14 protein-coding genes and 1 tRNA gene are annotated in these 16,859 nt (G+C 60.7%); 8 read left to right on the top strand and 7 right to left on the bottom strand.

The window, feature by feature from the left end; all coding sequences use genetic code 11:
• Positions 1–31 precede the first annotated feature (31 nt).
• Together AC1IN8_RS20620 and tcdA are read left to right on the top strand one after the other, a co-directional pair.
• A tRNA-Asp gene (locus AC1IN8_RS20620) sits at positions 32–108 on the top strand.
• 156 nt (positions 109–264) lie between these two features.
• Positions 265–1,101, top strand: a complete 837-nt coding sequence (tcdA, locus tag AC1IN8_RS20625) for a tRNA cyclic N6-threonylcarbamoyladenosine(37) synthase TcdA (RefSeq protein WP_319918125.1) — start codon at positions 265–267, stop codon at positions 1,099–1,101.
• A gap of 21 nt (positions 1,102–1,122) precedes the next feature.
• Here the strand turns inward: tcdA and AC1IN8_RS20630 are convergent, their stop codons facing one another.
• Together AC1IN8_RS20630 and AC1IN8_RS20635 are read right to left on the bottom strand one after the other, a co-directional pair.
• Positions 1,123–1,557 carry a SufE family protein gene (locus tag AC1IN8_RS20630; RefSeq protein ID WP_479760436.1) on the bottom strand — a complete coding sequence of 145 codons (435 nt, stop codon included), beginning with the start codon at positions 1,555–1,557 and terminating at the stop codon, positions 1,123–1,125.
• A gap of 13 nt (positions 1,558–1,570) precedes the next feature.
• Complete coding sequence (locus AC1IN8_RS20635) at positions 1,571–2,791, bottom strand: aminotransferase class V-fold PLP-dependent enzyme (protein WP_479760437.1); 1,221 nt, start codon at positions 2,789–2,791, stop codon at positions 1,571–1,573.
• A gap of 152 nt (positions 2,792–2,943) precedes the next feature.
• Here AC1IN8_RS20635 and rep point away from each other — a divergent pair, with 152 nt between their 5' ends.
• On the top strand, positions 2,944–4,956 hold the full coding sequence (rep, locus tag AC1IN8_RS20640) for a DNA helicase Rep (RefSeq protein ID WP_202048071.1): 2,013 nt from the start codon (positions 2,944–2,946) through the stop codon (positions 4,954–4,956).
• Between the two features lie 7 nt (positions 4,957–4,963).
• On the opposite strand, the gene AC1IN8_RS20645 is transcribed toward rep, so the two are convergent.
• From AC1IN8_RS20645 to AC1IN8_RS20665, 5 genes are all read right to left on the bottom strand, one after another.
• The gene (locus AC1IN8_RS20645) at positions 4,964–7,237 is read right to left on the bottom strand and encodes a putative bifunctional diguanylate cyclase/phosphodiesterase (RefSeq protein WP_265436755.1); all 2,274 of its coding nucleotides are present in this window, start codon (positions 7,235–7,237) and stop codon (positions 4,964–4,966) included.
• Between the two features lie 84 nt (positions 7,238–7,321).
• Positions 7,322–7,774, bottom strand: coding sequence for a c-type cytochrome (locus AC1IN8_RS20650; RefSeq protein ID WP_162519260.1), 453 nt, complete (start codon positions 7,772–7,774; stop codon positions 7,322–7,324).
• 271 nt (positions 7,775–8,045) lie between these two features.
• Positions 8,046–9,071 carry an L-threonine 3-dehydrogenase gene (gene tdh, locus AC1IN8_RS20655; protein WP_043132655.1) on the bottom strand — a complete coding sequence of 342 codons (1,026 nt, stop codon included), beginning with the start codon at positions 9,069–9,071 and terminating at the stop codon, positions 8,046–8,048.
• Between the two features lie 89 nt (positions 9,072–9,160).
• Positions 9,161–10,351 (bottom strand): glycine C-acetyltransferase, encoded by a 1,191-nt coding sequence (locus AC1IN8_RS20660; RefSeq protein ID WP_247627772.1) that lies wholly within the window; start codon positions 10,349–10,351, stop codon positions 9,161–9,163.
• Positions 10,352–10,535: 184 nt separating this feature from the next.
• Positions 10,536–11,180: a TetR/AcrR family transcriptional regulator gene (locus tag AC1IN8_RS20665; protein ID WP_265436758.1), complete on the bottom strand. Its 645-nt coding sequence runs from the start codon at positions 11,178–11,180 to the stop codon at positions 10,536–10,538.
• A gap of 146 nt (positions 11,181–11,326) precedes the next feature.
• Between AC1IN8_RS20665 and rfaD the strand changes: the two genes are divergently transcribed.
• From rfaD to AC1IN8_RS20690, 5 genes are read left to right on the top strand one after another with little or no spacing between them, the layout of a single operon-like run.
• Entirely contained in the window at positions 11,327–12,286 is a 960-nt protein-coding gene (gene rfaD, locus AC1IN8_RS20670; protein ID WP_025325251.1) for an ADP-glyceromanno-heptose 6-epimerase, read from the top strand.
• A 49-nt stretch (positions 12,287–12,335) separates the two neighbouring features.
• Entirely contained in the window at positions 12,336–14,099 is a 1,764-nt protein-coding gene (locus AC1IN8_RS20675) for a bifunctional glycosyltransferase family 4 protein/polysaccharide deacetylase (RefSeq protein WP_479760439.1), read from the top strand.
• A gap of 38 nt (positions 14,100–14,137) precedes the next feature.
• Positions 14,138–15,445 carry an O-antigen ligase family protein gene (locus AC1IN8_RS20680; protein WP_479760441.1) on the top strand — a complete coding sequence of 436 codons (1,308 nt, stop codon included), beginning with the start codon at positions 14,138–14,140 and terminating at the stop codon, positions 15,443–15,445.
• The gene (locus AC1IN8_RS20685) at positions 15,426–16,157 is read left to right on the top strand and encodes a glycosyltransferase family 25 protein (RefSeq protein WP_265436761.1); all 732 of its coding nucleotides are present in this window, start codon (positions 15,426–15,428) and stop codon (positions 16,155–16,157) included. Before AC1IN8_RS20680 ends, AC1IN8_RS20685 begins: the two co-directional genes overlap by 20 nt.
• Positions 16,154–16,849 carry a glycosyltransferase family 32 protein gene (locus AC1IN8_RS20690; protein WP_265436762.1) on the top strand — a complete coding sequence of 232 codons (696 nt, stop codon included), beginning with the start codon at positions 16,154–16,156 and terminating at the stop codon, positions 16,847–16,849. Before AC1IN8_RS20685 ends, AC1IN8_RS20690 begins: the two co-directional genes overlap by 4 nt.
• Positions 16,850–16,859: the final 10 nt, after the last annotated feature.

Below are 16,859 nucleotides of genomic sequence, written 5' to 3' on the forward strand. Positions count from 1 at the left end.
GCACAAGATTTAGCGCAAGCTAACCGAATGCGGAGCGGTAGTTCAGTCGGTTAGAATACCGGCCTGTCACGCCGGGGGTCGCGGGTTCGAGTCCCGTCCGCTCCGCCACTATTTAGAAAGCCCAGTCGAAAGACTGGGCTTTTTTTCGTTTCAAGCATGCCGACACAGCACGCATTTCCCCCTCGCATCGGCACCATTTTCACCCGATCATCGCCGCTGACCGTGGTTGCCGCTATAATGGCCGCCCTCAAGCAAGGTGGTGGTATGAAAGCAGAATATCTACAGCGATTCGGGGGCATTGCCCGTCTTTATGGTCAGCGCGCCCTTGGCTCTTTCAGTCAGGCCAAGGTCTGCGTGGTGGGGATAGGCGGGGTCGGCTCCTGGGCGGCGGAGGCACTGGCCCGTGCCGGCATCAACCAGATCACCCTGATCGACATGGATGATATCTGCATCACCAACACCAATCGTCAGATCCACGCCATGCAGGGCACGGTCGGCCGCCTCAAGACTGAAGTCATGGCCGAGCGCATCCGCGCCATCAACCCCGACTGCGAGGTGATCGAGGTGGATGACTTCGTCACCGCCGACAACCTGGCCGAGCATATCAGGCGGGAGTTTGACTATGTGGTGGATGCCATCGATTCGGTCAAGGCCAAGGTGGCGCTGATCGCCTTCTGCAAGCGCAACAAGATCCCGGTGATCGTAGCGGGCGGTGCCGGCGGGCAGATGGATCCGACCCAAATCACAGTGGCGGATCTGGCCAAGACCATTCAGGACCCGCTGGCGGCCAAGGTGCGCTCCGACCTGCGCCGGTTGCACAACTTCAGCAAGAATCCGGCGCGCAAGTTCGGGGTGGAGTGTGTCTTCTCGACCGAGCAGCTGAGCTATCCCGATGGCAATGGCGGCACCTGTCAGGCCAAGGCGGCCAGCGACGGCAACATGAAGATGGATTGCGCCTCCGGCTTTGGCGCGGTGACACCGGTGACGGCGACCTTCGGTCTGGTGGCCGCGTCCCGGGTATTGAAGAAGATTGCCGAACGGGGCGCCCGGGCCGAGAAAGAGGCCGGGAATGGAGAGGTAGGGTCGATTAGCGAAGCCTAATCGACCACTGAACAAGGCGGGTTAGACTGCCAGCTCCCGGATCGCCAGCACGATTGCCCTGAGCCCGTTACCCCGTGACGGGCTCAAATGTTTCTCTAGCCCCAGTTCTGTGAAATAGGCTTCCATATCAAAGGCCTGAATCACCTCTGCGGATTGGTGGTTGAGCGCCGCCAGCACGATGACGATGAGCCCGCGCACGATGCGAGCGTCGGAGTCGCAGGCGAAGTGCCAGCAACCATCCTCGCTTTTCTCTCCCTTCAGCCAGGCCTGGCTTTCACACCCCTTGAGTCGATACTCCTGCTGCTGCCACTCACCGGGCAGTGCGGGTAGCTTTTTGCCGAGCTGGATGATGAGGCGGTACTGGTTTTCCCAGCCCTGGGCGGCGGCAAACTGCTGGCGGATGCTGTCGGCGTCGGGCTCAAGGCCGATCCGGGTATAGGTTGCGAGGTCACTCATTCGGTTGTCTGCCTTAGAAGAAGTCACTGAGTTTGTGCAGGGCCGCCAGCAGAGCGTCCACATCGTCCCGGTTGTTGTAACAGGCCAGGGAGGCCCGCAGGGTGCCGCCGATACCTAGGCTGTCCATCAGCGGCATGGCGCAGTGATGGCCGACTCGCAGCGCTATGCCCTGCATGTCGAGCAGGGTGGCGGCATCCTGAGGGTGGATGTCGTCCAGCAGGAAGGAGACGGCGCCTGCCCGTTGTGCTGGTTCACCGATGAGGCGCAGGCCCGGCACCTGCCGCAGGCCGGCGACCAGATGGTCGGTGAGTGCCTGTTCGTGGCGCACCAGGGCAGCCCTGTCTTGCGTCCTGACAAAGTCGATGGCGGCAGCCAGCCCAATGGCCCCGGCGATATGAGGGGTCCCCGCCTCGAACTTGAAGGGCAGGGTATTGAAGGTGGTGCCGCTGAAACTGACCTTGTCGATCATCTCGCCCCCCGCCTGCCAGGGCGGCATCCGCTCCAATAGTTCGGTGCGGCCCCAGAGCACACCTATGCCGGTCGGGCCGTAGAGCTTGTGACCGGAGAAGGCGTAGAAGTCGCAGCCTATGGCCTGCACATCTACCTCGAGGTGGGCCACCGCCTGGGCGCCGTCGATCAGGGTCAGGGCGCCAACCGCCTTGGCGGCAGCCACCATCCGGGTGACCGGATTGACGGTGCCGAGGGCATTGGAGACATGGGCCACGCTCACCAGCCGGGTGCGCGGCCCCAGCATCGCCAGGTAAGCCTCCATATCCAGATCCCCGCGCTTATCCAGTGGAATGACCCGAATTACGGCGCCGGTGCGTTCGGCAATCAACTGCCAGGGGACAATGTTGGCGTGGTGCTCCAGGGTGCTGAGGACGATCTCGTCCCCTGCCTTGAGTTCGTTCATGCCCCAGCTCTGGGCCACCAGATTGATCGCTTCTGTGGTGCCGCGGGTCCAGATCACCTCGTGGCTGCGGGGTGCATTGATAAAGCGGGCGACCGTCTCGCGGGCTGCCTCGAAGGCGCGGGTGGCGCGGTCGCTCAGGGCATGGGCAGCGCGGTGCACGTTGGCGTTGTCGGCCCGATAGTAGTGAGCGATGGCGTCCAGCACCATCTGCGGTTTCTGGGTGGTGGCGGCGTTGTCCAGATAGATCAGAGGGTGGCCGTTCACCTCCTGCGCCAGGGCCGGAAACTGGCTACGCAATTGGGCGTGCTGTTGCTGATTCATGCTCCCCTCATCTCCTCTGGAAAAGTCGGTCATGATCCGGAAAATGACGGGTAAACACAAGGCGAAGTGGCGGGATCCTGTGTCCGGTTTCGGCTGCCCGCGGGATCTCTGTTACAATGCCGCCCCTCATCATAAGCCAAGAGATCCGGCCCATGAAGCTCAACCCCAATCAGAACGAAGCGGTCAAGTTTGTCTCCGGCCCTTGCCTGGTGCTGGCGGGAGCCGGATCGGGCAAGACCCGCGTCATCACCAACAAGATCGCCTATCTGGTGCAGCAGTGCGGCTACAACGCGCGCAACATCGCCGCTGTGACCTTTACCAACAAGGCGGCGCGAGAGATGAAGGAGCGGGTCGGCCAGACCCTGGGTCGCAAGGAGGCGCGGGGGCTCATGGTCTCCACCTTCCATACCCTGGGGCTCGACATCATACGTCGCGAGCACAAGAGTCTGAATCTCAAGGCGAACTTCTCCCTGTTCGACGATACCGACCAGCTGGCGCTGCTGAAAGAGCTGACCGAGGCGGAGCTCGACAACGACAAGGACAAGCTGTCGGCCCTCATCACCCAGATCTCCAACTGGAAGAACGACCTCATCCTGCCGGCGCGCGCCATGCGCATCGCCCGCGGGCCGGAAGAGGTGCTGATGGCCCAGCTCTACGAGCGCTATCACCGCCAGATGGTGGCCTACAACGCGCTGGATTTTGATGACCTCATCGTGATGCCGACCCTGCTGCTGAAGAACAACGAGGAGGTGCGGACCCGCTGGCAGAACAAGATCCGCTACCTGCTGGTCGATGAGTATCAGGACACCAACACCAGCCAGTACGAGCTGGTGAAGCAGATCGTCGGCGAGCGGGCTCGCTTCACCGTGGTGGGGGATGACGATCAGTCCATCTACTCCTGGCGCGGTGCCAAGCCGCAGAACCTGGTGTTGCTGAACGAGGATTTCCCCAGCCTCAAGCTCATCAAGCTGGAGCAGAACTACCGCTCCAAGGGGCGCATCCTCAAGTGCGCCAACATATTGATCGCCAACAACCCCCATGTGTTCGACAAGGCGCTCTTCTCCGAGCTCGACTACGGGGTGCCGGTCAAGGTGCTGTTCGCGAAGAACGAGGAGCACGAGGCGGAGCGGATCGCCGCCGAGATGATGGGCCACAAGTTCATGAACCGCACCCGGTTCAAGGATTACGCCATCCTCTATCGGGGCAATCATCAGTCGCGCATCTTCGAGAAGGCGCTGATGACCAACCGCATTCCCTATCGCATCTCCGGCGGTACCTCGTTTTTCTCCCGCACCGAGATCAAGGACATCATGGCTTACCTCAAGCTGCTGGTGAATCCGGACGAAGACACCGCCTTCCTGCGGGTGGTCAATCTGCCGCGCCGGGAAATCGGCCCCACCACCCTCGAGAAGCTGGGGCAGTACGCCAACCAGCGCGGCAAGAGCCTGTTTGCCGCCAGCTTCGAGCTGGGGCTGGAGCAGCACCTCTCCGGCCGTGGCCTCGTGGCCCTGCAGGCCTTCACCAACTGGCTGGTGCGGCTCGGCGATCAGGCGCTGCGAGGCAACCCGGTGGAGGCGGTGCGGGACATGATCAAGGAGATCCACTACGAGGAGTGGCTCTATGAGACCTCCCCCAGCCCGAAGGCGGCCGAGATGCGGATGCAGAACGTCTCCACCCTCTATCGCTGGATCACCGAGATGCTGGAGGGGGACGAGCTGGAGGAGGCCATGACGCTCGCCCAGGTGGTTACTCGCCTTACCCTGCGGGACATGATGGAGCGCAACGAGGGGGAGGATGATGCGGATCAGGTGCAGCTGATGACGTTGCACGCTTCCAAGGGGCTGGAGTTCCCCTATGTCTACATGGTGGGAATGGAGGAGGGCTTGCTGCCCCACCAGACCAGCATCGACGAGGACAACGTGGAGGAGGAGCGCCGTCTCGCCTACGTGGGCATCACCCGGGCACAGACAGAACTGACTTTCACCCTCTGCAAGGAGCGGCGTCAGTATGGGGAGTCGGTGCGCCCCGAGCCGAGCCGCTTCCTGCTGGAGCTGCCCCAGGACGATCTGGAGTGGGAAAACCAGAAGAAGGTGACGGCGGAGGAGCGCCAGCAGAAGGGGCAGGTCGGCGTTGCCAACCTGAGGGCCCTGTTCAAGAAGGATTGAGAGAAGGCTAGGCCGGGGGCTCTGCGAGCAGCGGTATGATGTCGAATCCTGGCAGAGGCGGGGAGATGTGGCGCCCCTGCCCCAGGGCACAGCCCAGCTCGATCAGCTTCTGCAGCTGCTGCTGGTTCTCTATGCCCTCGACCACCAGGGTGAAGTCGAGATCCTGACAGATGTCCCGCATGGCGCGGATCAGCGCCAGATCCTTGGGGGAGTTCAGCATGCGATGGGTGAAGCTGTCATCCACCTTGATGTAGTCCACCGGGAAGTGGAACAGGGCATTGAGGGAGGAGAAGCCGGTCCCGAAGTCGTCGAGGCTGATCTGGATCCCCTTGGCCCTGAGCTCATGGAGCGAGGTGAGGGAGTCGGCACTCTGCCTGGAGAGCTCCCGCTCGTTGAATTCGAAGATGAAGTAGCCGGGTATCACCCCCTCCTCCTCCATGATGTGGACCAGCGCCATGATCTGCTCGCGGCTGGCCAGGTGCTTGCCGGACAGGTTGAGCGATATCTTGAAGCGGCCGCCGCCCGAGAGCTGCAGCCAGCTCTTCAACTGCTGGCAGGTGCGTCTGAGGATCTGGCGATCCAGATCCTGAATGAGGCCGCACTGCTCGGCCAGAGGAATGAAGTCGAATGCATCCTTGAGCTCCCCCTCCTCCGTTATCCAGCGCGCCATCACCTCCAGACCGACCAGGCGGCTGTCACACAGCCTGATCACGGGCTGGAAGTAGGGGACAATCCGCCCTTCCCGCAAGGCCCTGAACAGCCGCTCCTCCGGCGAGCCCGAGTGCTCCATGCAGGCGTCTGAATACATGACGATGCGACTGCGGCCGTTGCGCTTGGCCTGGTACATGGCGAGATCGGCCTGGTGCAGCAGCTCGCTGATGTCCGTGGTCTGCTCCGACACACTGGCCACCCCCAGGCTGACGGTCACGGTCAGTTCATTGCCCTGAAGCCGGAACGGGTGGGCGATGCGGCCTACAATGCGGTTGAGTACGGGGCTGACGTCCTCCTCCTGCTGGCTGTTGTCCAGATAGATGACGAACTCGTCGCCCCCCAGCCTGGCCACCATGTCATTTTGCCGGATGCAGCTCTGCAGGCGCTTGGCCAGCTCCTGCAGCAGCTGGTCGCCGGCACTGTGGCCCAGGGCGTCATTGACCTGCTTGAAATGATCCACGTCGGCGAAGATCAGGGTGAAGCCGGCCGTCTGGTAACGGCGGTAACGGGTCATGGCGTGATGGAGGTGGTTCATCAGCAGGGCCCGGTTCGGCAGCTGGGTCAGCGGGTCGTGCAGCGCATTGAACTGGAGTCGCCGCTCCAGCTCCTGGTGATGCCTGAGTCGTTTCTGCAACCGCAGGTTGGTCTGGCGCAGCTGCTGGAGTCGCTGGTTGATGGACTCTTCCGAGTTGAGTTCATCCAGCTGCTGCCTGACTCTCTTGAGCTCAAGCAGCAGGGTCAACTGGTGGCGCAGGAAGTCGAGGAACAGCCTGTCATCGGCCTCCAGGGGCTGGGCAGTATTGATGATGAGGTGGGCGAAATACTGCTGCTGCTGGCGCAGGGGCAGGCTGTACCAGAACAATCCGGCCTCGCTGCGCTCTATGCTGTTGGTGCTGTGGCACAGGGCCCTGATGACGTCGTCATCATAGGCAAGCTGTATCGGATAGAGTTTATCCAGCCGCAGGTTGTCGAGGCGGACCAGCAGCATGTCATTGACGGCCAGCATCTGGCGCAGCACGGCCTCCAGCTGGGAAAACAGGGCATGCTGCGGCAGGTTGTGGGCCAACCGCATGATACGGCTGATTTTTTCAATCTTCTGCTGCCATTGGGGATCCCGCTGCATGAGGGGGGATGCCTGCCCCGCCAGCTGGGTGCCGGTCTGGGTTTCGTGCAGGCGCTTGGCCAGACACTCCAGCAGCAGTCTCAGGGTCGGGGTCTGTTCGGGGGCGCCGCGGGCCAGCAGCCATTGCACCTCATAGTGCTCCACCGCCTGCACGCACCATCCCTGATGTTCATCGAGCCGGGTGAGCTGTTCGGTGAGACGGGGCCCTTCACGCCCCAGTTGCTGTTTGAACGCCTCGGGCAGCCGATGTTCATACAACCAGTGCAGGCCGCCATCGGCCAGCCCCAGCATGGCAAAGTGCTGCAGGGGGCAGAGCCTGCCCAGCTGCTCTACCAGTCTGGCGTAGTCCTCAGGAGAGGCGATGCCGGGCGCGGGAAAATCCATGATGGAAGAAACGACCGCCAGCAAGGGGGGGGGATCTGGCGGTGTGAGGGGCTGGACTGACATGCAACACTCCCGAATTAACTCATCTACAAGCGTAGTCGGAAGTGATTGGATTGAAAGGGCTGCTATAGAAGCCCTTTCAACCACTTAGAGCTTGTCGATCATGTAGTGAATGGCGTTTTCGATCTCTTCGTCACTACAGGCCGCGCAAGTACCCCGTGCTGGCATCATGCCGGCCTTGCCGGTGAAGCCTTCGATGGCATGCTTGCGCAGGGTGTCGAACCCCTGGGCGATGCGTGGTTCCCAGGCGGCCTTGTCCCCGCGCTTGGGCGCACCGGCCGCGCCGGTATCATGGCAGGCAAAGCAGGCGCCCTTGAACACTGTCTCGCCATCCCGAGGACCGGACGAGGCAGCAGCAGGGGCGGCCGCTGCGGTCGCAATACCTTCCAGATCCTTGGCGGTGTAGACCTGACCGACCGGGGCTATGCGCTCGGCGATGGCTTCCGTCGACATCTCATCGGCGGCAAGGACGGCGCCGGACAGGGTGGCGGCCGCCATCCCGGCAGCCAGCAAATAGCTCAGTTTTTTCAACACGCTCATGTACTCCCAGCAGGCTCTTATTATCCCTAGAAAACGACGGGATTATAACCGAATAGTTACAGGCATTTAAACGCTTGTGTGTGAAGTGTTAAGCAATCTGCGAACAAAGTTTCTGCGGCGGCAGGGGCAGCAGGCAAGGCAAGAGCAAAAAGAAACCCGGCTTTCGCCGGGTTTTTGCATTCAGCCGTGAAAAAGGCTGACTTGTCTCCACTCAGGATCCCGGTGACGGACCGGGCCTTCGCACCTATCCACAAGCCGTTGTCCAGGCTTCTCAATCCCAGTTCAGGATCACCTTGCCGGACTTGCCTGACCCCATGGCTTCGAAGCCCTGCTGGAAGTCATCGATGTGGAAGTGATGGGTGATGATGGGGCTGAGATCCAGGCCAGACTGGATGAGGCTGGCCATCTTGTACCAGGTCTCGAACATCTCGCGGCCGTAGATCCCCTTGATGAACAGTCCCTTGAAGATCACCTTGTTCCAGTCGATGGCCATGGTGGAGGGGGGAATGCCGAGCATGGCTATTTTGCCGCCGTGGTTCATCTTGTCGATCATGTCCTGGAAGGCGCTGGGTACGCCGGACATCTCCAGCCCCACGTCGAAGCCTTCGGTCATGCCGAGCTCGGCCATCACGTCGGAGAGCTTCTCCTTGGCCACGTTGACGGCGCGGGTGGCGCCCATCTTGCGGGCCAGCTCCAGCCGATATTCGTTGACGTCGGTGATCACCACGTGACGGGCGCCCACATGGCGGCAGACGGCGGCAGCCATGATGCCGATGGGGCCGGCGCCGGTGATGAGCACGTCTTCACCCACCAGATCGAAGGAGAGGGCGGTGTGCACGGCGTTGCCGAATGGATCGAAGATGGCGGCCAGCTCGTCGGGGATGTTGTCCGGCAGCTTGAAGGCGTTGAAGGCCGGGATCACCAGGTATTCGGCGAAGGAGCCCGGGCGGTTGACGCCGACCCCTATGGTGTTGCGGCACAGGTGGGTGCGACCGGCGCGGCAGTTGCGGCAGTGGCCGCAGGTGATGTGGCCTTCGCCGGAGACGCGATCGCCGATGGCGAAGCCGCGCACTTCCTGGCCGACGGCGACCACCTCTCCCACATACTCGTGACCGACCACCATGGGCACGGGTATGGTCTTCTGGGCCCACTCGTCCCAGTTGTAGATGTGCATGTCGGTGCCGCAGATGGCGGTCTTGCGGATCTTGATCAGCAGATCGTTGTGGCCGAGCTCGGGAGCCGGGACGTCCGTCATCCAGATGCCGGCTTCGGATTTGAGTTTGGAGAGTGCTTTCATGACAGATTCCTCACGGCGCTGTGCCGGGTACAGAGGGTAATAAAATGGGGCCCAACCTTGGCCCCCGTTTTAATCAGCTAGCCATGTGATCAAATCACACCGAGCTCGCGGCCGATGCGGATGAAGGCATCGATGGCCTTGTCCAGCTGCTCGCGGGTATGGGCGGCAGACATCTGGGTACGGATGCGGGCCTGGCCCTTGGGCACCACGGGGAAGGAGAAGCCCACCACGTAGATGCCGGCGGCCAGCATGCGGCTCGCCATCTCGGCGGCCAGCTTGGCATCCCCCAGCATGACCGGAATGATGGCGTGATCGGCACCGGCCAGGGTGAAGCCGGCGGCGCTCATCCGGGTGCGGAAGTACTCGCTGTTCTCTTTCAGGCGGGCACGCAGGGCGTGGCCATCGGCCAGCATGTCGATCACCTTGATGGTGGCCGAGACGATGGAGGGCGCCAGGGAGTTGGAGAAGAGGTAGGGACGGGAGCGCTGACGCAGCCAGTCGATCACCTCTTTCTTGCCGGAGGTGTAGCCGCCGGAGGCGCCGCCGAGCGCCTTGCCCAGGGTGCCTGTGATGATGTCGACCCGCTCCAGCACGTCGCAGTATTCGTGGGTGCCGCGGCCGTTCTCGCCGATGAAGCCCACCGCGTGGGAGTCATCCACCATCACCAGGGCATCGTACTTGTCGGCCAGATCGCAGATGGATTTGAGGTCGGCGATGACACCGTCCATGGAGAAGACGCCGTCGGTGGCGATCAGCTTGAAGCGGGCGCCGTCGGCATTGGCCTGCTTGAGCTGGGCTTCCAGCTCGGCCATGTCGTTGTTGGCGTAGCGATAGCGCTTGGCCTTGCACAGCCGCACGCCGTCGATGATGGAAGCGTGGTTGAGTGCATCTGAGATGATGGCGTCTTCGGCGCCGAACAGGGTCTCGAACAGACCGCCGTTGGCATCGAAACAGGAGGAGTAGAGGATGCTGTCCTCGGTGCCGAGGAAGGCGGACAGCTTCTGCTCCAGCGCCTTGTGCTGATCCTGGGTGCCGCAGATGAAGCGCACCGAGGCCATGCCGAAGCCGTGGCTGTCGAGCCCCTGATGGGCGGCGGCGATCAGATCCGGGTGGTTGGCCAGCCCCAGGTAGTTGTTGGCACAGAAGTTCAGAACCTGCTCGCCGCCCACCGCAATCTGGGCCTGCTGAGCCGAGGTGATGATGCGTTCCTGCTTGTATAGCCCTTCCGCCTTGACCTGTTCGAGCTGTTCGGCCAGGTGACGATAGAATCCGTTAGACATCCTCGGTCCTCATTGACTGTGTCGACTGTGTTATCAGGATCTTGGGCCGTGCGGGGTGCACGGACTGACGTCGTCGCGGTCGTGACGAAACGTCGACAGACCCTGGAATGGGCAACATTTTACTGCAATCGTTGCGCACAAATTCAAATTATTATGCTGATATTCAACAATTGTGAAACAGATCTCACCCTGCTGGTTGGGCCAGTTGGTGGTAGTGCTGCTCCAGTTGGCGGATCTGGGCGATCACCTTGGGCTGGACATAGGGGCGCAGCAGGAAGAGCACCCGCAAGACCCCCTGATAAAGCAAGGGCTTGGTGATGCGGGTATGGGGCGCCTGGGCAATCTGGAAGGGGATCCAGCAGGTGACCACCATCTTGATGGTCTGGCCGAGATCCGGCAGGTCTTCGTCGCTGACGTCTATGATGCCACCCTCGCGCAGGCTTCTGAGCAGCGCCTCCACGGCGGCGCGCAGCTGCTCCTGGGCCTTGAGGTACTTGTGCTGCAAGGGTTCGTCGCGACTCAGGATGTCCGGTAGATTCGCGTAGAAGAAGCGGAACTGCCACATCAGATAGAAGATGGCATCCAGATAACCCATCAGATCTTCCAGCTTGATCTCGTGGCTGCGGGCCGGAGTGAAGCTCTCGCTCAGGTGGCGGGCGTACTGATCGAAGATGGAGTGGATGATGTCTTCTTTATTGCGGAAGTGGTAGTAAAGGTTGCCCGGGCTGATGCCGAGATGGGCGGCAATGTGGTTGGTGGTGATGTTGCGTTCACCCTGATCGTTGAACAGCTCGGTGGCGCTGTGGATGATCCTGTCTCTGGTCTTCATCACTGATCCCTCTGCCGGGCCCTGTGCGCCGAGGTCGAATCCCCTGGCGGCCCGTGATAAACTTTTCGGCAATTTCAAATTGGCCCACTATACACAGCTTTAACAGGCAGTCACACGGGGCCATCAACGTACGCGAGGCAAACTCCATGATCGTAGTAACTGGCGGTGCTGGCTTTATCGGCAGCAATCTGGTCAAGCAGCTGAACGCTCAAGGACGGACCGATATCGTGGTCATCGACGACCTGACCGACGGCACCAAGTTCGTCAACCTGGTCGATCTCACCATCGCCGACTACATGGACAAGGACGAGTTCCAGGCGCGGATCGTCTCCGGTGACGAGTTTGAAGAGTGGGATGGCGGCATCGAGGTGATCTTCCACGAAGGTGCCTGCTCCGCGACTACCGAGTGGAACGGCAAGTTCATCATGGAGGTCAACTACGAGTACTCCAAGGATCTGTTCCACTACTGCATCGAGCGGGAAATTCCCTTCATCTATGCCTCCTCCGCCGCGACCTATGGCGGCCGCAACGACAACTTCATCGAAGATCCCAAGTTCGAGCAGCCGCTGAACGTCTATGGCTACTCCAAGCAGCTGTTCGATCAATACGTGCGCCGCTGGTTGCCGGAGATCGACTCCCAGGTGGTGGGCCTGAAGTACTTCAACGTCTACGGTCCGCGCGAACAGCACAAGGGTTCCATGGCCTCCGTCGCCTTCCACCTCAACAACCAGGTGAAGCAGGGGGACAATCCCAAGCTGTTCGAGGGCTGCGACGGCTTCCCGGATGGCGGCCAGATGCGCGACTTCATCTATGTGGACGACGTCTGCAAGGTGAACCTCTGGTTCTGGCAGAACCCGCAGCACTCCGGCATCTTCAACTGCGGCACCGGCCGTGCCGAGCCGTTCCAGAACGTGGCCGAGGCCGTGATCAAGCATCACCAGCAAGGCGCCATCGAGTACATCCCCTTCCCGGATCACCTCAAGGGTCGCTATCAGAGCTTCACCCAGGCCGATCTCACCCGCTTGCGTGGCGTCGGTTATGATGGCGAGTTCAAGACTGTCGCCGAAGGCGTAGCCGATTACATGGCCTGGTTGAACCGGGCTTGATCCCCCTCTGACGGGCGGCCCTGGCCGCCCGTCGATCGGATGCGCTTGCATGAACATATTGATGGCACTCTCCCAGCTCGAAGTCACGGGAGCTGAGGTCTATGCCACCACGGTCGGCAACGAGCTGACCCGGCGTGGTCACAACGTCTTTTACGTGTCAGATACCCTGACCAAGCCCACGCAAGGGCCCGTATTCAAGCTGAGGTTCAACAAACGCAGCATACTGCGCCGCTTCTGGCATGTGTTTTACCTCATCTATCTCATCAGGAAGCACCACATCCAGCTGGTCCATGCCCACTCCCGCGCCTCCGGCTGGAGCAGCTACGTGGCCTGCAAGCTGACCGGCACCCCCATGATCACCACAGTTCATGGCCGTCAGCCGGTGCATGCCTCCCGCAAGGCCTTCCATGCCCTCGGCTATCGGGCGGTTGCCGTCTGTGAAGATATCGCCCGCCAGATCATCGACAACCTGGGGGTGGATCCCGCCATGGTGCAGGTGCTGCGCAACGGCATAGAAACCGACAAATTCCAGCCTGTGCCTGCGCCGGATAATCCCAAGCCGGTGATCGCCATCATAGGTCGACTGAGCGGCCCCAAGGGGGAGCTCTGCTATCGCCTGCTGGACGAGGTGCTGGATCTGGACGCCTGCCAAGTCCGTGTCGTCAGTGGCACCCGAGTGCCGGAGCGCTTTGCCCGCTTCCAGGACAAGGTCGATTTCGTCGGCTATGTGGATGATGTACCCGCCCTGCTGGCACAGTGCGATCTGGTGATCGGCGCCGGCCGGGTGGCGATGGAAGCCCTGCTGTGCGGTCGTCCGGCGTTTGCCATCGGCGAGGCCAAGGCCCTCGGGCTGGTGACCGAACAGAATCTGGACGAGGCGCTGGCCAGCAACTTCGGCGACATAGGGCCCAGCGATCTGGCCATCGATTTTGCCGCGCTGAAGGGGCAGATAGCCCCGGCGCTGGCGAGCAAGAGCGTGCCGGACAGCCTGCGCCAGCGCATCCGGCAGGAGTATGACTTGCAGGAGGTGGTGAGCGGGCTCGAGTCCATCTATCAGGATGCCGTGGTCGAGACCCTGCGCCGGGAGATGCCGGTCATCATGTATCACCGCTTCATCGAGCAGGAGAGCGAGAAGGGGGTGCACGGCACCTGGCTGCCCATCGCCATGTTCGAGAAACACCTCAAGCTGATGAAGTGGCTGGGTTACGAGACCCTGACGTTTGCCGATCTGGCAGAGAAAGGGTTTATCCACCGGCTGCAATACGGCAAGAAGTACCTGATGATCACCGTCGACGACGGTTATCGGGACAATCTCACCCGCATGCTGCCCCTGCTGGAAAAATATGGTTACAAGGCGGTGGTGTACATAGTGACCGGCGAGGATCACAATCGCTGGGATGTGGAGCATCCGACCCACCCCGATACGCCTGTGGCCCTGATGAATGGTGACGAGATCAAGGCGCTGGTGGCCTCCGGTCACGTGGAGATCGGTGGCCATACCCTGACGCACCCGCGCCTCAGCACGCTGGCTCCCGAACAGCAGGCCCAGGAGATCCGGGCCAACAAGGAGAGGCTGGAACGGCTGCTTGGCCGGCCGCTGCTGTCGTTTGCCTACCCTTATGGGGATCTGAACGAGAGCGCGAAAGCCGAGGCCTGTGCCGCCGGCTACCGCTATGCTGTGGCCACCAACAGCGGCCCCAGGGCCATGCATCGGGATCCGCTCCAGATCCGCCGGATCGCCATCTTCCCCCGCACCGACATGTTCGGGTTGTGGCGCAAGATCCGTGGCAACTATGTCTTCAGAAAATCTTGATGGGAAAATACACATTGCTCGGGATGAAAGATCAGGCCTTGTCGACGAATCACGATTTTCTCGGCTTTTTTCATGGCAAGGCGTTCAGCAGCTTCATCTTCCTGAATATTCTGGGTTACACCCTGTTCAAGGATTCGATACAGCTGATCGCCGACGTCTGCCAGACCATCATCGTCTTCGCGACCCTGCTGGCATTCTATGTGGACAGGGCTTTTTTCATAAAAAACAGAGTCTTTCAACTGCTCTGTCTGGCCGTGGTGGTACAGTGCCTGAGCTGGGTGTCATCGCGATATTATGTCCATGACTATGCCCTCAAGTACCCTTCGGTGAAGTCGATGGCCTACCTCTTCTTCTTCATCGGCCTCGCCTACTGGCTGAAGGGGGACACTCGCCGCATCGTCATCACCTTGCTGACCTTCTGCGTCGGGGTGGTCTTCACCTTTGCCTACCACTCGGCCTTTTTCTCCATCTTCGAGACGGGGCTCGACGGTGCCAGGGTGGATTTCAATTACCGCAATGCCCAACATGGCTCCCTGATCGCGGGGGCCTGTTTCCTGTTTTTTGCCCTGTTGCTGCTCACCTCAAAATTCAGGAAACTGTCGCTGATCAATGGGGGCATACTGCTCGGCATAGTGCTGTTCGGCGTCTTCTCCATCATTTTGCAATCCCGCCAGTCCTGGCTGGCCATCTCGGTCTCCCTGGCCATTCTTCCCTTGCTGGGGGATGGTGAGCATTGGCCAACACGCAAAGTGGTCATGACCTATGCCATCTTGCTGGTGACCGTGCTGGCCCTCTATCAGGTCCCATTCATCAGGGAGAGGCTGCTGTCAGGCTTTGGGCATCAAGGGGATCTGCATGCCATCTTGACGGGCAACTGGACCGAGGTGCAGGATTTCAGCATAGGAGTCAGGCTGAGGACCTGGCTGGAGGCCATTCAGTGGTTCCTGGCACACCCGCTCTTCGGCACCGGCTATGGCAGCCAATCACTGGTCATTACCCTGTCCAAGACCCTGCCGGACTACATCACCCAGGAGTTCCGTCATCTGCACAACTCCAACATGGAGACCCTGGTGTGCTGGGGTATTGCCGGGTTCCTGGTGCTCTATGGCACACTCTTCACCGTGGCCCGTCAGGTGTTGTCCTGTTCGAGCTCTTCACGTTTCATCAAGATGCTGACCATCTCTTTCATCATCTATTGGCTCATCATCAACAACTTCGAATCCTTTTTCTACATGCGCTCCGGGCAGTGGGTATTCAGCGTCTTCATGGGCGCCATCTACTCGGTTGCACTGCATGGAGAACTGAAGCAGTTTGCAAGGGAAGGTCATGAAAATTTACGTCATTAGTCTGGAGCGGGCCGTCGAGCGGCGCAGTCGCGTCGAGTCCGTCCTGGCGGCCAGAGGCATCGATTTCGAGTTTTTCAATGCGGTGAATGGCTTTGAAGGTCTCCCTGAGCGGTTGCAGGCCTTGCCGGATGACCAGCACAGGATCCGTTTCAGGAGCCGGCCACTGACCCCGGGGGAGAAGGGCTGTTATGCCAGCCATTTCCTGTTGTGGGAAAAGTGCGTCGAACTCAATGAGCCCATCCTGATTCTGGAAGATGACTTCCTGCCTACCCAGTATTTTGAAGAGGTACTGGGGACCCTGCCCAAGGTCCATGAGCAGTATGAGTATGTGAAGGTGGAACCCCAGGTCGGGTCGGCCACCGCATTGACCACCATAGACAATATGCAGCTGATGTTCTGGCACAACAACTCCTGCTGGACCACGGGTTACAGCATCTCGCCCCAGGGGGCTCGCCGCCTGCTGGCGCACAGCAAGCGATGGCTCTGCTCGGTCGACAACTTCATCGGCGAGTCCTATCGTACCGGCCTCATCTGCACCGGCCTTATCCCCTATGCCATCTATAGTCCGCGGGACATGGGCAGCGATATCCAGAATCAGGTCGAACTGAAGAAGGTGCCGCTGGGGTTCAAATTGACCCGTGAGTTGTACCGCTTCTACCGGTTCATCAGAATGACCCTGTGGAACATGAAGCAGTGCGGGGGCAAGTCATGAGCGCGACCAATAAAACCATTCACGCCATCTGGCTGGGCAACCGGCTGCCTCCTCTGGCGCATGTGTGCATCGACGACTGGCGAAAGCAGGGTTACGACTACAAGCTGTGGCTGGATACGGACCCGCAGATAAAGCGCTGGATCCAGGAGTGCACCTTTGCACGGGAGTGCTATCGACGGGGCTTGCTGGCCTTCGTGACCGATTACCTGCGCCTCAAGATCCTCGCCCAGGAAGGGGGCCTCTATCTGGATACCGATGTCACCATCAACCAGGATCCCTTCCCGCTCTTCGAGTCAGTGGCGTTTGGCGCAGGCTACGAGTCCGATCGGCTGGTCGGCACCGCTGTCATCTACGCCAGGAAAGAGTCGGTGATGTTGTCCGAGCTGGTCCGCTTCTACGAAGAGGAGATCATGTCCTCCCCCATGTACATGGGGCCCGAGATCATGACCAGACTGGTGACAGACAAGCTGGCGCAGTCCGGCGATGCCGCCCTGATCGCCCCGGTTCATTACTTCTACAACTATCAGGGGGAAGCGATTCACTTTGAGCCCGCTGCGGAGCGTTACATGACGCACTGGTTCCAGCACAGCTGGAAGCGCTCATCCGGCCTCATCTTCCTGCGGGCCAAGTCCAAGGGGTGGTCTGGATATCTCTATGAGTGGCAGAAGGAGTTCTTCCGTCTGAGGAAGTGACGCCCCGACG

Source organism: Aeromonas sp. 130281, assembly GCF_056642115.1.

Excerpts from the sequence above, each read along its gene's own strand:
- tcdA (WP_319918125.1), top strand. The coding sequence starts at position 265 with ATGAAAGCAGAATATCTACAGCGATTCGGGGGCATTGCCCGTCTTTAT.
- AC1IN8_RS20630 (WP_479760436.1), bottom strand. The coding sequence starts at position 1,557 with ATGAGTGACCTCGCAACCTATACCCGGATCGGCCTTGAGCCCGACGCC.
- AC1IN8_RS20635 (WP_479760437.1), bottom strand. The coding sequence starts at position 2,791 with ATGAATCAGCAACAGCACGCCCAATTGCGTAGCCAGTTTCCGGCCCTG.
- rep (WP_202048071.1), top strand. The coding sequence starts at position 2,944 with ATGAAGCTCAACCCCAATCAGAACGAAGCGGTCAAGTTTGTCTCCGGC.
- AC1IN8_RS20645 (WP_265436755.1), bottom strand. The coding sequence starts at position 7,237 with ATGTCAGTCCAGCCCCTCACACCGCCAGATCCCCCCCCCTTGCTGGCG.
- AC1IN8_RS20650 (WP_162519260.1), bottom strand. The coding sequence starts at position 7,774 with ATGAGCGTGTTGAAAAAACTGAGCTATTTGCTGGCTGCCGGGATGGCG.
- tdh (WP_043132655.1), bottom strand. The coding sequence starts at position 9,071 with ATGAAAGCACTCTCCAAACTCAAATCCGAAGCCGGCATCTGGATGACG.
- AC1IN8_RS20660 (WP_247627772.1), bottom strand. The coding sequence starts at position 10,351 with ATGTCTAACGGATTCTATCGTCACCTGGCCGAACAGCTCGAACAGGTC.
- AC1IN8_RS20665 (WP_265436758.1), bottom strand. The coding sequence starts at position 11,180 with ATGAAGACCAGAGACAGGATCATCCACAGCGCCACCGAGCTGTTCAAC.
- rfaD (WP_025325251.1), top strand. The coding sequence starts at position 11,327 with ATGATCGTAGTAACTGGCGGTGCTGGCTTTATCGGCAGCAATCTGGTC.
- AC1IN8_RS20675 (WP_479760439.1), top strand. The coding sequence starts at position 12,336 with ATGAACATATTGATGGCACTCTCCCAGCTCGAAGTCACGGGAGCTGAG.
- AC1IN8_RS20685 (WP_265436761.1), top strand. The coding sequence starts at position 15,426 with ATGAAAATTTACGTCATTAGTCTGGAGCGGGCCGTCGAGCGGCGCAGT.
- AC1IN8_RS20690 (WP_265436762.1), top strand. The coding sequence starts at position 16,154 with ATGAGCGCGACCAATAAAACCATTCACGCCATCTGGCTGGGCAACCGG.